Origin of the sequence: Neisseria sp. (genome assembly GCF_030530745.1) — a bacterium.
Lineage (GTDB): Bacteria > Pseudomonadota > Gammaproteobacteria > Burkholderiales > Neisseriaceae > Neisseria.
The window spans coordinates 58,462-72,946 of record NZ_JAUMUI010000004.1 but is presented as its reverse complement, the minus strand read 5'-3'; the positions used below and the strand labels follow the sequence as shown (position 1 = coordinate 72,946).

Genomic DNA, 14,485 nt, shown 5'->3' with positions numbered 1-14,485 from the left:
ATTAGCCGCCTAAACATCAAAAAACACCACAACAGCCGCCACATTGGAAAATACCGGAGAACCCGCCATGCCGCCCCCTTCAAAGCACGCATCTATGAACATCAGCCTGATTCAGGCGCGCGAAGCCCTGATGACGCAGTTCCGCCCCATCCTTCACAACGCCGGCCTCACCGACCAGCAATGGCGCATCATCCGCCTTTTGGCCGAAAACGGCACTTTAGACTTTCAAGACTTGGCCAACCAAGCCTGCATTCTGCGCCCCAGCCTCACCGGCATCCTCACCCGCCTTGAAAAAGCCGGCCTTCTGGTGCGCCTGAAGCCCTCCAACGACCAGCGCCGCGTTTATCTGAAACTCACCGCCGAAGGCGAACAACTCTACCACTCGCTCGGCGCCGAAGTCGATAAATGCTACGACCGCATCGAAACCGTGTTTTCAAAAGAAAAAATGCTGCAACTGCAAAGCCTTTTGGCCGAACTCTCCCACATCGGCGAGCACCTCGACAAACCATAACCCCTACGCCATGACCGACACACCCACCGCAACACACCCCCTGCAACAACCCTTCCGCGACGCCATGGCCTCATGCGCCGCCGGCGTGCACGTTATCACCACCGACGGCAGTGCGGGGCGTTACGGCATCACCATGACCGCCGTCGCCCCCATCACCGACGAACCGCCCACCGTGCTGCTGTGCATCAACCGCCAGTCGGCCATCGTCCCCATACTTTCCGACAACGGCCATTTGTGCATCAACGTGTTATCCGCCCGCCAGCAAGACATCGCGGAACACTTCGCCGGCCTCACCCCGCTCTCGCCCGAAGAGCGTTTCGAATACCATATCTGGCACCGCGGCCGAACCGGCCAGCTGCAAGTGGAAGGCGCACTCGCCCACCTGCACGGTAAAATCACCGCCCAACACGACATCGGCACCCACCATGTGTTTTATGTGGAAATCGGCGAAATCAAGGTGCACGGCACCGCCGAACCCACACTGGTTTACTTCCGCCGAAACTTCAACAGCCTGAAATAAAGCAAGGCCGTCTGAAAATCTGCCTTTCAGACGGCCTTCTTGCCGTGCTTTTTGCCTTGCATACGGGGGGCTTGCCTCAAAAAACCGCTTCGTCGGTTAAATGTCGACAGCCCCTAAGGTATTTCAATTTAACCGCCAACCCGGCTTTCAAAAAGCAAGAAAGGCTCTGCTATGGAATTTAACCTGAGCAACATGCTGAAGCATTGGAAACTGTTTTTGGTTTTGATCGTTATTTTTCAGTCGTTATCCGGTATCGTATTCTATCTGCTTGATGTTCCCGATATTAAGGTTTCCGATAACTTTTATCTGAACTCAGACAGTTTGGCGTTAAGCGTAGGGGGTATGGTGGCGTGTATCGTATTTTTCATCAAGTTTCCTTTTCGGTTGAGACCCCGCCATTTATGGCGGTAGAATTTGGGTTTATCGGGTAGGGGTGTAACCCCTTCCCAATCAGGGCAACACGTAGGGCGGCGCTTTATGTGTCGTCCTGTGTGTTGAAACATCGTATTGAAAAATAAAAAGCAATAGGCCGGTTACCCGCTTGCAATATACCAAGCATTAGGGTCTAAACAATTAAAGGCCGTCTGAAAGCCAAACTTTCAGACGGCCTTTCCGACAAAACCGCCCTACCCTTCCTGACCCTCCCTGTGCGCCAGCGCCTCCATATCCACCACCCTGTCGGCCGACTCAATCGTTTCCCTGCGGTGCGCAACCATGATTTTGGTAATGTTCAACCGCTTCAGGTTTTCGTTGATCGCCCGCTCGTTTTCCATATCCAAATGGCTTGTCGCCTCGTCGAGAAACAGTATCTTCGGCTCGCGGTAAAGCGCGCGCGCCAGAATAATCCGCTGCTTCTGTCCGCCCGACAGGGCGTTGCCCATGTCGCCTATCAGGGTTTCGTAGCCCATGGTCATCTGCATGATGTCTTCGTGTATCTGCGCCATCGCCGCGCACTGCATAATCTTCTGCTGGTCGGGCGTTTCGTCGAAAAAGCAGATGTTTTCCGCTATCGAGCCGGCAAACAACACATCATCCTGCGTTACCGTGCCGCTCAACCCGCGGATAAAGCGCGGTGAAAGTTTGTGGATGTCGTGCCCGTTTACCAGCACTTTGCCCGATTCGGGCGCAAGGTTGCCGATTAAGATGTTCATCAGCGTGGTTTTGCCGCAGCCCGAGCTGCCGGTAAACGCCACCGATTCGCCCTGCCTGATATGCAGGCTGATGTTTTTCAGAATATACGGCTCGGTGTCGGAATAGCGGAACGATACGTCTTCCACCGCAATATCGATGTCCCCCTCAACCTCGGGAACATAAATTTCTTTGGTTTTTTCCGTTTCGGTTTCGGTGAGCACGATGTCGGCCAGACGCTCGGCGTGCAGACCCAGCATGCGGATTTTGATGTATTGGTCGACCAGCTCGCCCACTCGTTCTTCAAACTGGTTTTTATACGCCCAAAATGCCGTGAGCGCGCCCACGGTGAAACCGCCCGCAAGAATCTTGTCGGCGCCCAGATAAATGATCAGTATGCCTTCTATGCCGAAAATCAACGAATTGGCAAAACTAAATAAAACCGATAATTTCTGTGCCGCCAGCCCCGTGTTGACCGTGTTCACAAACAGGCTTATCCATACATTAAACCTCTGCGGAGTTTTATCGAATAATTTCACCGTGCCGATTCCGCGCATTGTTTCGATAAAATAAGAGCTTTGTTTCGCCGTATTAATGATATTTTTCTCGGTGGTATTCCGTAACGGATAATAGGCTGCCGTACGGATCAGGATATACAGAATCAGCGCGACGGCCACAATCATTGAAAGATCCGCGCTGTAAAGCATCATCAGCCAAAAGGTGAATACGGCCATAATGCCGTTTAAAACAACTTTAAAAAACGCAGAAGTCAGTGTTTTCTGAATAGTGTCGATGGCACCGAAGCGCGAAACCACATCGCCCAAGTGGCGTTTGAAAAAATAAGAGGCAGGCAAATCAAGCATTTTTGCAAATATATTGGCTTTCCACTGTGCATTCAGGGTAGTGGCAAAATGCATTCCCACCCACGACTGCAACAGCCCGATCAACTGCCGCACAACCAGCAGCATGCCGAAACCCAAAACCAGCATAAGCAGCAGATTACGGTCTGCCGTTACCACCACATGATCGATAACCCACTGCATCAGAAACGGAGAAGTCAGGCCGAAAATTTCCAGCGCAAACGCCAGCAGCAGTATCTGCATCAGCGAACGCTTAATGCCTACTGCATCTTTAAGCAGCAGCAGAACTTTAACCTTGTTTCTTTCTTCCTTTTTCTCAAAGTTTTTATCCGGCCACAATTCCAAAGCCACACCCGTAAACCTGCGCGACACCTCTTTCATTTCAACTTTCAGCAACCCCGAAGCCGGATCCATTACCGTTATGGAATTTATGCCGACGGAACGCAATACCACAAAATGATTCAAATCCCAGTGCAGGATACAGGGTGTGCGCAGGTTGGGCAGATCGCCCAGATCCAAGCGCAGCGCGCGCGTGTTCAGGTTCAAACTATGGGCATAGCGTGCGATATGGGCAAGATTGGCACCTTTGAGCGACAGCGCATACTTCTGCCGGAGTATGCTTAAATCGATACGGTGCCCGTAATACCCCAAAACCGAGGCCAAACAAGCCAGGCCGCATTCGGCCACTTCGGTTTGCAGCACTACAGGCAGTTTTTTACGAAAGCCGGAAAACAAACAGCTCAAACGTTTCATAAACATTCTGGAATATATCTGAAAAATGCCGTCTGAAGTTTTCAGACGGCATAAAACAATATATTTAACAAAGTTTTCGATTTTCAAACTTAATACTCGCCACCCCCTGCATCATAATCATTTTTATCCCTATTAAGCAGGGGGCTGTTACCGTTAACCAATCCCTCTGTTGCTCCGGCTGTAGCCGATCCTGCTATAGCGGCTCCTGTTGTATTTTTAATTGCACCTCCTACTGAACCGCCAACCATAGCTCCTGCAACTCCTGCAGCCGTAATTTCATTACCGCTTAAATAAGAATAGCCAGTATATGTACCTGCTCCTATAGCTGCATTCCTAGCAGCAGAAGTACTTGCAACTCTAGCTGCTCCTGCAGCTATGGCTCCCAAAATAGGCCAACCTCCTCCTGATACAACTTCCAGATCGCGGATTTCCAATTCAAACATAATTACTTTCCTTTCTTTATGAAAATTTTACATAACAACGGATAAAAAATCAGAAAACAAATAACAAGTAATCCGAAACTTGCTGTCTTATAATTTTCATCCGAAACCAATTCTTTTAAATAAAATCTTGAAAATAAACCGCAAAAAATCATTAACAATATAATAATTACCCATTCCGTTATTTTATTTTTACGGCAGCCTGCAAACTTTTTACCCTCCATATTTCCTCTCTTATTTAAAAATTTTCAAAATACCAATCAGACACCAACACCATATTTTTATTCATCAAACTTATCCTATAATCAATATTTTTCCGTAACGATTTGTACTAAAAAGCTTCCTAAAAAAACAAGTTTATAAAAGGATTTTCATGTTTTTCAATTACAATATCCGAGTTCAAGCACATCTATTTTGAAAACGCATAAACTTGCTTGTTAAGACATTCGGATTGCAATGTATTTTGAATAACAATTATGCAAACCATGCAACCCGTTGGCCGAACCGGCTTTTTTCATATACGATAAGACCGCGACAATTCTCAAAAGTTCGCAAAAAAAAAAAAAAACATTAATTAAATTAACAAAATCATTCATTATTTAAATAATAGTTAATGCCGAATAGTTACATCGTTTTTACTGCCGATAAAAAGCCGTCTGAAAGGCAAATTTTCAGACGGCCTTTTCGGCAAAACCGCTACCCTTCCTGCTCCTCCCTGTGCGCCAGCGCCTCCATATCCACCACCCTGTCGGCCGACTCAATCGTTTCCCTGCGGTGCGCAACCATGATTTTGGTAATGTTCAACCGCTTCAGGTTTTCGTTGATCGCCCGCTCGTTTTCCATATCCAAATGGCTTGTCGCCTCGTCGAGAAACAGTATCTTCGGCTCGCGGTAAAGCGCGCGCGCCAGAATAATCCGCTGCTTCTGTCCGCCCGACAGGGCGTTGCCCATGTCGCCTATCAGGGTTTCGTAGCCCATGGTCATCTGCATGATGTCTTCGTGTATCTGCGCCATCGCCGCGCACTGCATAATCTTCTGCTGGTCGGGCGTTTCGTCGAAAAAGCAGATGTTTTCCGCTATCGAGCCGGCAAACAACACATCATCCTGCGTTACCGTGCCGCTCAACCCGCGGATAAAGCGCGGTGAAAGTTTGTGGATGTCGTGCCCGTTTACCAGCACTTTGCCCGATTCGGGCGCAAGGTTGCCGATTAAGATGTTCATCAGCGTGGTTTTGCCGCAGCCCGAGCTGCCGGTAAACGCCACCGATTCGCCCTGCCTGATATGCAGGCTGATGTTTTTCAGAATATACGGCTCGGTGTCGGAATAGCGGAACGATACGTCTTCCACCGCAATATCGATGTCCCCCTCAACCTCGGGAACATAAATTTCTTTGGTTTTTTCCGTTTCGGTTTCGGTGAGCACGATGTCGGCCAGACGCTCGGCGTGCAGACCCAGCATGCGGATTTTGATGTATTGGTCGACCAGCTCGCCCACTCGTTCTTCAAACTGGTTTTTATACGCCCAAAATGCCGTGAGCGCGCCCACGGTGAAACCGCCCGCAAGAATCTTGTCGGCGCCCAGATAGATAATCAATATGCCTTCTATGCCGAACAGGAGTTTGTTGGCAAAGTCGAAAATATTGGTGAGCTTCTGTTTGGTCAAATCGGTATTCACCGTATCGACAAACAAGGTCATCCACGAGCTGTGCCGCTGCTCGTTTTTTTCAAACAGCTTGACCGTGTGGATTCCGCGCACCGTTTCCATAAAATAGGTGTCTTGCTTGGCATCGTGCACAATGTTTTCTTCGGTGGCGTTGCGCAGCGGATAATAGGCAACGATGCGGATAATGACATACAAAGCCAGCGCAACCAATACCACCACCGTTAACAGCCAGCTGTAATAAAACATCAGCACCAGCGTAAACACGGCCATAATGCCGCTTAAAATGGTTTTAAAGGCGGTGGAGGTTAAGGTTTCCTGAATATTGTCGATGGCCCCGAAGCGCGAAATCACATCGCCCAGATGGCGTTTGGAAAAGTAATCGGCGGGCAGCTCGAGCAGCCTTTTGAATATGTTGGCTTTCCACTGCACATTCAGCGTGGTGGTCAGGTGCATGTTTACCCACGCCTGCAAAAGGCCGGTAAGCTGCTCCAGTATTTTCAGCAGGCCGAAGCCCAAAACCAGCGTCAGCAGAAGGTTTCGGTCTGCCGACACAATCACATGGTCGATAACCCACTGCATCAGAAACGGGCTGACCAGGCCGAAAATTTCCAGCGCAAATGCCAGCAGCAGCACCTGCGCCAACGAACGCTTAACGCCGGTAACGCCTTTGAGCAGCGTGAGGATTTTAACTTTTTTCTTTTCTTCTTTTTTTTCAAAATGCGTGTTCGGCCACAATTCCAGCGCAATGCCGGTAAACTTCTGCGACACCTCTTCCTGCCTGATTTTGCGCATTCCCACGGCGGGATCCATAATCATGATGCCGTCTTTAACCACCTCTTTGAGCACCACGAAATGGTTCAGATCCCAGTGCAGGATACAGGGCGCGCGCAGGTTGGGCAGGTCGTCCAGATCCAGCCGCAGCGCGCGCGAAGTCAGGTTCAAATCATTGGCAAAGCGCACAATATCGGCCAGCGTCAGCCCTTTTTGCGAGAGCGAATATTTCTGCCTCATCGTGCGCAAATCGGAATGATAACCGTGATAGCCCGCAACCGCAGTCAGGCAGGCCAAACCGCATTCGGCCACCTCGGTTTGCAATACTACGGGCAGCTTTTTGCCGAACCCGAAAGAGAGGCGTTCCAAATAATTCATAGTTTCTTCAAACCCTGTTTTATTAATTGGATTAAGCCGTCTGAAAAATTCAGACGGCTGACATACAGGCGCATTTCAAATACATAGATTAAATTTTATTTGAATAACCGATGGTTTTCTTCAATCGATTTTTTTTGAAATAATATTGCCTATTACGCAGCCGGACATTACGCAGAATATAAATAAAATCCAATACAGAATTCCTGAAATATCAGTAGCCTGCTTAATAATAAAGCACACGGATAACAAAAAAACCAAAGGAATAATCTGATAAAAAAGCTTTCTCATAGCCTCGGTTGCGTTTTCTGTTACCGTTTTTCTTGAAAATATTTATTTCTTAACCAAAATCCGGCAATTGCCCCCGAAGTCATGCAGCCGTATAAAACGACACGCTGAGCGCCTATAGACAAACCCCGATTGTTTTTTTGATAAACAAATAAACAAACGCAGCAATTGCCATCGGGCCGGTTTGGCAAAGCAGTTTTTTCATACCGTCGTTCAAAGCTTGCCTGTAATGCTGTAAAGCGGGTCGAGCACCCATTCATAAAGCTTTTTGCGCTCGTGCAGAATATCGGCCTCGGCCACCATGCCGATTTGCAGCGGTTTTTCTTCGCCGTATACCTTAATCGTCTGCTTGTCCAGCTTCACCCTCACCAGATACACAGGCTCGTTGGCCTGCGCCTGTATCATCTGGTTTTCTGCGCCCTCGGCCGAGCCGCTGCCCAGGCTTGCCAGCTCCTGCTTGCCCAAGGCCGTTTTCGCAATCGAAAGAATCCTGCCCTCTGCATGGCCGAATTTCTGATAGGGGTAAGCCTGATAGCGCAGCACCACTTTATCTTCAGGCTTCACAAAGCCCGCCGCCCGGCTGGGCACATATAAGTTCGCCACCAGCTCGGTTTTGCCCGGCACGATGCTCAGCAGCAGCTGCGAAGGGCTGACCTGCTGCCCCACTTCCACATTAGAAGTGCTCACATAGCCCGATTTGCTCGCGTGCACCGTCTGCTCCTGCTGCAAATCCAAATTCAACCCTTCCTGCTTCAGCTCCGACACCGTGCGGTTAAGCTGGCTCAATTCGGTTTCCTGCTTGTCGGGCAGGTCGGCCAGCGTCTGCTTCTGCGTGTTCAGCTCGCGCAGCACGCCCGCCTCTTCCCGCTTGAGCGCGTCCAACTGCGAAACCTGGTTCAGATGCTCGTTTTCATACTCCATCATCTGCTGCTCTGAAATAAACCCCTTTTTCAGCAGCGGGCGGTATTTTTCGATAATCTGTGCCGCCAGCTCCACCCGTCTGCCCTGCCCCTTGATCTGGCTGCGCACATCGGCAAGCTGGTTCTGCAGCCTGCCCACCGTATCGGTGAGCGAGCGCTCTTCGCCCTTCTGCACTTTTTTCTGCCGCTCGATTTCGCGCAGCAGCATGTCTTTTTTCATCTCCGCCTCTTTAACCAGTTTCGCACGCACATCGCCGCCGCCGCTGTAGCGCGGCATAGAAATCGTTAAAAGCTCGTCGCCCTGCTCCACATAATCGCCGTCGTTCACCCTTTTGGCCGTAACCGTGCCCGTATCCGGCGCATACACCCGCACCAGGCCCGACACCGGCAGCAGCTGCCCCTCCACCGTGGTTTTGCGCGTATAGCTGCCGAAAAAGGCGAACACAATCAGCGCAAACGCCCCCGCCGCCGCACAGCCCGTTAAAAACACAAAAGAAAACGGCCGCGACAACACCACATGCCCCGTCCATTTATTCTTCTTCGCCTCGAAAATTTCCGGGCGGAAAAAACTGTCGTTTCCAGCCATTTGCAATACCCAAAAATCCTGATAATCGAAAACCTGCAAAACCGAACAAGGTTCAGACCGAAAAAACGGGCATTGGTTCAATTAATTTTTAAATAAGAAAACGGCATATGAAAAACGGGAAATCAACATCAAAAACTATACCGTATAAAAATATTTCATTCGGCACAAACCGCCTGCCGGAGAAGCAGATATAAGCAAGGCCGTCTGAAAAATTTTTCAGACGGCCTCCGATAACGCAGGGTGTGCGGCAAAGCCGCGCACGCGGTATTAACAAGGTTCAAAACAACGCGTGTATGCCCGAGGGCACACACCCTACGCCTGCTTAATTAACCATGCTTGTAACCAAGATAGTCACCAAGTTTGAAGCCGCCATACAATGCTGCTCCGGCAGCAACTGCGCCTCCGGCCACTTTGGCACCGGCAATCAAGGCGGGGACAAAGGCAATGCCTCCGGCAATATTTTCCAAATCGTGCAATTCCAGCTCACGTGCATCAACAAAATGTGTCATATTGTTCATAAATAATCCTCCTTGGATTTAATTAAGCCTGTTCAGACCTACAAAAATTCCGGCAAGAAACCCTACCGCAAATAAAAACATTAATCCTATTATAATAGCAGTATTGGTATTCATAATAGTATTACCTTAAAATTAATCAGAGAGCCGATTTATCCCCCCGATTTTTACGGTTCACTCCCGTGGCTATGCCGCCTGTAAAGCCGACACCTCCCAAAGCAAGGTAGCCAACGATAATAGCGGGCGCGATGCCGCCGGAAATCTGTTCCAATTCAAACTGATTCAGTTCTTTCATAAATCATACCTCTTAAAAAATAAAAATTTACAAGAAAAGAGAAACAGCCTTTATCAGGCGTTCTCGCTATTATTGACAGAACAGAATAAATTTAGTTTCTAAAATAAGTTTAATTTTTTTTTGAAAAGAATAATCAACTTTTATCCACCCTGTAAGGGTATGTATATGTTTTAATACATGTGACTTGATGTTTTCATATGATTTTTAATTACCAAAAATTAAAAAAGCCGTCTGAAAAACTTTTCAGACGGCTTCTGATAACGCAGGGTGTGCGGCAAAGCCGCGCACGCAGTTCAAGGTTCGAAATAATGCGTGCGTGCCCGAGGCCGCACACCCTACGCTTGCTCGCTTAACCAAGCCAGCGGGCAAGACCGTAAGAAACGCCAAAACCAGTACCAAAACCAGCAGCAACATACCCTGCTGCTATAAGTGCAGGCGGGAAGCCACCAGAAATACTTTCTAATTCATGCATTTCCAATTCACGAACATTACCCAAAGTCTGAACATGCTTCATTTGCATAATACAGCATCCTTTCTTTAAATTTAAGATAGATCATTTATTTGAGGCTATGCAACCCTACAAAGGTTCCAACCAACAATCCTATTATCATAGATATGGATACAATAAGCATAATAGTTTTGTCGCTCATAACCAGTCCTTATAAGTTACATACTTTTCATTAATTAATTAAAAATAAGTTATTTCTTTTCTCGGTTGACACGATTAAGACCTACTGCGGTTCCTGCCGTAACACCGACAGCAGCTGAAGCACCAAAAATTTTCCAACCGATCGGTATAGCGGCCAACGCCGGAAGAAAACCACCAGAAACTTTTTCCAATTCAAACTGATTCAGTTCTTTCATAAATCATACCTCTTAAAAATGAAAAGTTAAAAGAAAAGAGAAACGGCCTTTATCAGGCGTTCTCGTTATGTTTGACAAGCATAACCCAAACTTTGTTCCGGCAAACCGGTTTATTTTTTGAAAAGAATAATTAAATTTTATCTACCCCATAAGGGTATGTATATGTTTTAATACATGCGACTTGATATTTTCATATATCTTTTAATTACCATAAATTAAAAACAAGGCCGTCTGAAAAACTTTTCAGACGGCCTCCGATAACGTAGGCAGCAAAGCCGCACACCCTACAGTTGTTTATTTTAAATCTGCTCCCCGGGGCGGCTCGGGAAGGGTACGCCCCGGGAACCGCGGCAGCGGTATCTTCGGCAATGCCGGCAATAGAGGCAGCCACGGCCAAGGCCAAGAGTTTGAAGATGCGGCGCCTCCGGCTACCTGCCGGAGCTCTTTTTCGTACAGCTCTTTCATGATCTAATCCTTTCGTATAAAAACAAAAAACTGTGATGGTTTGAAACCCTGCGGCTTCAGGCAAAACCAACTGGTTACCGGACGCTCAGAAGAGAGGCATATGCGGCGGAAATTTGCCATGCTTAAGATAATGCTCCAATCTTCTCCTGTTTATCTCTTTCCATCCGGGATGCCAGCCTACAAGTCCGCCTGCTACCTGGTTCAATTCATGCTGATCCAATTTTTTCATAACAAATACTCCTATAAAATAAAAATATACTCTGTGGAGGGAAATCCTCCGTTATTGCCACTTCGACAGCCATTCATCAAAAGCCGGCCGCCCGCGCATAAACCCGACACCCGATCGTCGGAACTTTCCGTTTCCAATCTTTCCGCCGTTTCGGATGTAAGCATGTCTTGAAGTTTCGGCTAAGCACGTATCGGCGGCCACGGTAACCGGTTAGGCAGCCAAGGCAGTCGGGGCAAAGGCACGGCAGGAATCCTGAAGCTGCCTCCTACCTGATGAAACTCTTTGTTTTTCAATTCTTTCATGATGAAATCTTTAAGGTTAAAGAATATAAGAACAATCGGCAGAGTGTGCGGCGAAGCCGCGCACGCGGTATCAAGGTTCGGACGGCGTGCGTGCCGGGGGCACACCCTGCGCTTACTTAGCGCTTCCACCGATGAACGGGGAGAGTGGGGATGCGTGGCCTTCGCCTTTGTGCGTCTCTGATAGCCCTCACAGCAGCCTCAACCGCTACTTTTAATGCAGAGCCTACAGTTGCCCCTCCCGATACTTGTTCCAATTCATATTGATTCAGATGTTTCATAATAATCCTCCAAACTTAAAGCCGGCAGATCCGAAGAGAATAAATACAGCTTATGCTTTTGTCTGCTTTCGGTTTGGTCGGCGCCTCTGTGTGTCTTTTACCAAGAACCGCCGCCGCCGCCGCCAAACCCACCTCCCCCATCAAATCCGCTTTTGGGCTTCTTTTTGCCAAACAACCAGTCGAAAATATTACCGCCTGATACGTTTTCAATCTCGTTTCTATTCAGCTCTTTCATGATTCCTAATCCTTTCAAAATAAACCATCAATACCGCGAATGCTTAAATGCCAAAGTAGTGATATTGCTGCCGCCGCTGGGTGTGGAAAGCCTCACCTTTCCCTTCAGCACGTCCTGCCGGCTCGGCTCGCCGACCACCCTGCCGGCCGTATCGCGGAAAAACACCACACCGCCGCCGGACACATAACACGCTTCGGATTTTTTCAATTCTTTCATCACCTTCTCCTTAACTGTAAAACAAGGCCGTCTGAAAACCGTTTTCGCAGGGTGTGCGCAAAGCCGCACACGCGGCGCGGTATTGAAGGTTCAGACAACTAATCCCAAGGCCACAGCTTGCGTACTGCTCTGCTTACCTTCCGTTTTACTTCTGCAACCGGCCCGCCGACAAGGCCGCCGGAAACCTGTTTCATTTCATGCAAATTCAATTTTCGCATCATTCCTCCTACCAAAGCACTACTCTTTCCGTCAATCTGTCAAGCCATGATTTCCTTGGGGCAAAACCGCCGGAAATCTGTTTGAGGTCTTTAATACTGATTTCTCTCATACTGCATACTCCTTTAGGTAAATTTCGGTTGGAAAGCAAACGTAGGGGACGGCAGCAGAGCCGCGCACGCGGCATCAAGGTTCATGCGGCGCGTGCGTGCCCGAGGCACACCCTACGCTTGCTTCATTACAGTCGTAAATTTTGGATGCGCGTTTCTTCGCCAACCAGTTCAGAGCCCTTGTAGTACGCCAGACAGCTGCCCGTATAGCAATCTCTCTAACGTACTTTCTACCGTAGTCTGTTAAGTACCCTCCTGATACCTGTTCCAACTCATATTGATTCAGATGTTTCATAACAATCCTCCAAAATTAAAAAAGTTCAGACGGCCTTGAATTCATATCCATACAAATCCGGCCGGATGGCAATAGTAAATACAGGTATGCACCGACAGGGTTATTTAAGGGCTTTAAGGGCTTTACCTGCAATCCGACCGATGTAATAGGCCGCTATACGCGTCCGAAAATCCGGAGGAGGAGGAGGAAACGGAACCAACCGTCGGCCGCCCGTAACTTTCTTTGCTTCATAAATATCCAATTCTTTCATGATTTACTCCTTTCAAACTTAAGATAATGATAGGTAAACCAGTATGAAAACAGGCTGAATCCGAGAAACACCAAAAACGATACCGAAAAACCTACCGTGCTTTTCCATGCAAACCCGTCGGTAAAAGACTCATAAAGCCAAGCCAACGGCGTTGCTACGGTAAAAGCAATAAAAAGATACATGCATACCGAGAGAATGGTTTTAGTCATAACTTTCCCATCTCTATAGACAGTGCCTGCAGAGCCTCGCACGCAATATCAGGAACTTCAGACAACGCGTGCTTTACTAAAGCTCTCTTTTCTCAATAAATCTTTCCATTACAAAAGCAAATATAAAAGTAGCAACCGCACATGTAATTAACGTCTGCAATAAACCGTTTCCGAGAAGATACAAGATCAATGCTGAGGCCGAGAAAAAAAAAGCGTAACGAACTGTCTTTCTCATAACGGACTTTTTCATGGTTCTAACCTCGTGAAAATACTGGAAAGATACGGCTTCCTGCTGTGCAGGAAACCGCATCCGGATACTTACTGATAAATAACTAAATCACCATCCGCATGTTGCCCCATAAGCAAGAGCTCCCCCTACAGCACCTCCAGCAGCACCGACGGCTCCACCAGCAAGGGCACCGGGACCAAATGCGGCTCCTGCGATTGCACCAGCTGTTCCGGTAGCAATAGCACCTCCCACGGTAGCTTTACCAAAATCTTTCCAATTACACCCTCCGCCGGCAACCATTATCAACTCATTCACAGCCAGTTCACGGCCGAAACTGTTTTGCAAAACTACAGCCTGCATATCAAATCTCCTTTTTAAGGTTAAAATTAAAAACAGCAATAATTTTCGCTGCTACACGGTTAAGGAAGGACGGATACCTCCCGATTCGGAAAGCAGAAACCAACCGTTCGGTTCAGAATCCGCCTACTCCGAAATTCCAAATACCGCTTAATTGTTACGAACCGCATCGCGGGCGTTTTTCCATGCGTCGCCGAGGTTGTCGCCGGCCTTGGAGAAACCGCCGCCCATTTCTTTCCAGAAGTCTTTCCAGTCTTTGCGGAAATCGCTCCATCTGTAGCCGCCGGCCACCTGCTGCATCTCATGCTGGTTGAGTTGTTTCATTACAGTCTCCTTGAAAATTAATAAAAACCCGGAAACCCGTTGCCGGGCTCCGTGGTTTTACGACAACTCCGCCCGCCGTTTTGTTCGTTAGGTTTTGTTTGGTTCCCGAAAAATCCAATCAATTAATCTATATGATAATAAAATAAGTTATTTACCGTTATCCGTAAGAATAAAAAGGAGGTTTTCCGAAAAACACGGCATGCCCGCCTCTAAAACATTCGGGTAACCCTATGTGAATGTAAACCGTTTTTCCAAAAACAGTTTCCTGAAAAAATATATTGA

15 protein-coding genes are annotated in these 14,485 nt (G+C 48.0%); 2 read left to right on the top strand and 13 right to left on the bottom strand.

Annotated elements, in window-relative coordinates:
• The first annotated feature begins 67 nt into the window (after positions 1 to 67).
• Both hpaR and hpaC read left to right on the top strand, forming a co-directional pair.
• Entirely contained in the window at positions 68 to 511 is a 444-nt protein-coding gene (gene hpaR / locus Q3970_RS02785) for a homoprotocatechuate degradation operon regulator HpaR (protein ID WP_303099085.1), read from the top strand.
• Between the two features lie 10 nt (positions 512 to 521).
• Complete coding sequence (gene hpaC, locus Q3970_RS02780; RefSeq protein WP_303099084.1) at positions 522 to 1,031, top strand: 4-hydroxyphenylacetate 3-monooxygenase, reductase component; 510 nt, start codon at positions 522 to 524, stop codon at positions 1,029 to 1,031.
• A 626-nt stretch (positions 1,032 to 1,657) separates the two neighbouring features.
• Here the strand turns inward: hpaC and Q3970_RS02775 are convergent.
• The 13 genes from Q3970_RS02775 to Q3970_RS02715 all read right to left on the bottom strand — a co-directional run bounded on the left by Q3970_RS02775 (position 1,658) and on the right by Q3970_RS02715 (position 14,203).
• Positions 1,658 to 3,772 carry a peptidase domain-containing ABC transporter gene (locus tag Q3970_RS02775; protein WP_303099083.1) on the bottom strand — a complete coding sequence of 705 codons (2,115 nt, stop codon included), beginning with the start codon at positions 3,770 to 3,772 and terminating at the stop codon, positions 1,658 to 1,660.
• An 89-nt stretch (positions 3,773 to 3,861) separates the two neighbouring features.
• Positions 3,862 to 4,215, bottom strand: coding sequence for a hypothetical protein (locus Q3970_RS02770; RefSeq protein ID WP_303099082.1), 354 nt, complete (start codon positions 4,213 to 4,215; stop codon positions 3,862 to 3,864).
• 693 nt (positions 4,216 to 4,908) lie between these two features.
• Complete coding sequence (locus Q3970_RS02765) at positions 4,909 to 7,023, bottom strand: peptidase domain-containing ABC transporter (protein WP_303099081.1); 2,115 nt, start codon at positions 7,021 to 7,023, stop codon at positions 4,909 to 4,911.
• Positions 7,024 to 7,521: 498 nt separating this feature from the next.
• Positions 7,522 to 8,814 carry an HlyD family secretion protein gene (locus tag Q3970_RS02760; RefSeq protein WP_303099080.1) on the bottom strand — a complete coding sequence of 431 codons (1,293 nt, stop codon included), beginning with the start codon at positions 8,812 to 8,814 and terminating at the stop codon, positions 7,522 to 7,524.
• A gap of 326 nt (positions 8,815 to 9,140) precedes the next feature.
• Positions 9,141 to 9,332, bottom strand: a complete 192-nt coding sequence (locus Q3970_RS02755) for a hypothetical protein (protein WP_303099079.1) — start codon at positions 9,330 to 9,332, stop codon at positions 9,141 to 9,143.
• Between the two features lie 136 nt (positions 9,333 to 9,468).
• A complete protein-coding gene (locus tag Q3970_RS02750) occupies positions 9,469 to 9,624 on the bottom strand; it encodes a class IIb bacteriocin, lactobin A/cerein 7B family (protein WP_303099078.1) in 156 nt (51 codons plus the stop codon).
• A 349-nt stretch (positions 9,625 to 9,973) separates the two neighbouring features.
• Positions 9,974 to 10,144 carry a class IIb bacteriocin, lactobin A/cerein 7B family gene (locus tag Q3970_RS02745; protein WP_303099077.1) on the bottom strand — a complete coding sequence of 57 codons (171 nt, stop codon included), beginning with the start codon at positions 10,142 to 10,144 and terminating at the stop codon, positions 9,974 to 9,976.
• 179 nt (positions 10,145 to 10,323) lie between these two features.
• Positions 10,324 to 10,488, bottom strand: coding sequence for a class IIb bacteriocin, lactobin A/cerein 7B family (locus Q3970_RS02740; RefSeq protein WP_303099076.1), 165 nt, complete (start codon positions 10,486 to 10,488; stop codon positions 10,324 to 10,326).
• 1,371 nt (positions 10,489 to 11,859) lie between these two features.
• Entirely contained in the window at positions 11,860 to 11,997 is a 138-nt protein-coding gene (locus Q3970_RS02735) for a hypothetical protein (protein ID WP_303099075.1), read from the bottom strand.
• 27 nt (positions 11,998 to 12,024) lie between these two features.
• Positions 12,025 to 12,213, bottom strand: coding sequence for a hypothetical protein (locus Q3970_RS02730; RefSeq protein ID WP_303099074.1), 189 nt, complete (start codon positions 12,211 to 12,213; stop codon positions 12,025 to 12,027).
• Positions 12,214 to 12,934: 721 nt separating this feature from the next.
• The gene (locus Q3970_RS02725; protein ID WP_303099073.1) at positions 12,935 to 13,084 is read right to left on the bottom strand and encodes a hypothetical protein; all 150 of its coding nucleotides are present in this window, start codon (positions 13,082 to 13,084) and stop codon (positions 12,935 to 12,937) included.
• A complete protein-coding gene (locus Q3970_RS02720; RefSeq protein ID WP_303099072.1) occupies positions 13,081 to 13,293 on the bottom strand; it encodes a hypothetical protein in 213 nt (70 codons plus the stop codon). Before Q3970_RS02720 ends, Q3970_RS02725 begins: the two co-directional genes overlap by 4 nt.
• 736 nt (positions 13,294 to 14,029) lie before the next feature.
• Positions 14,030 to 14,203 carry a hypothetical protein gene (locus Q3970_RS02715; RefSeq protein ID WP_303099071.1) on the bottom strand — a complete coding sequence of 58 codons (174 nt, stop codon included), beginning with the start codon at positions 14,201 to 14,203 and terminating at the stop codon, positions 14,030 to 14,032.
• Positions 14,204 to 14,485 lie beyond the last annotated feature (282 nt).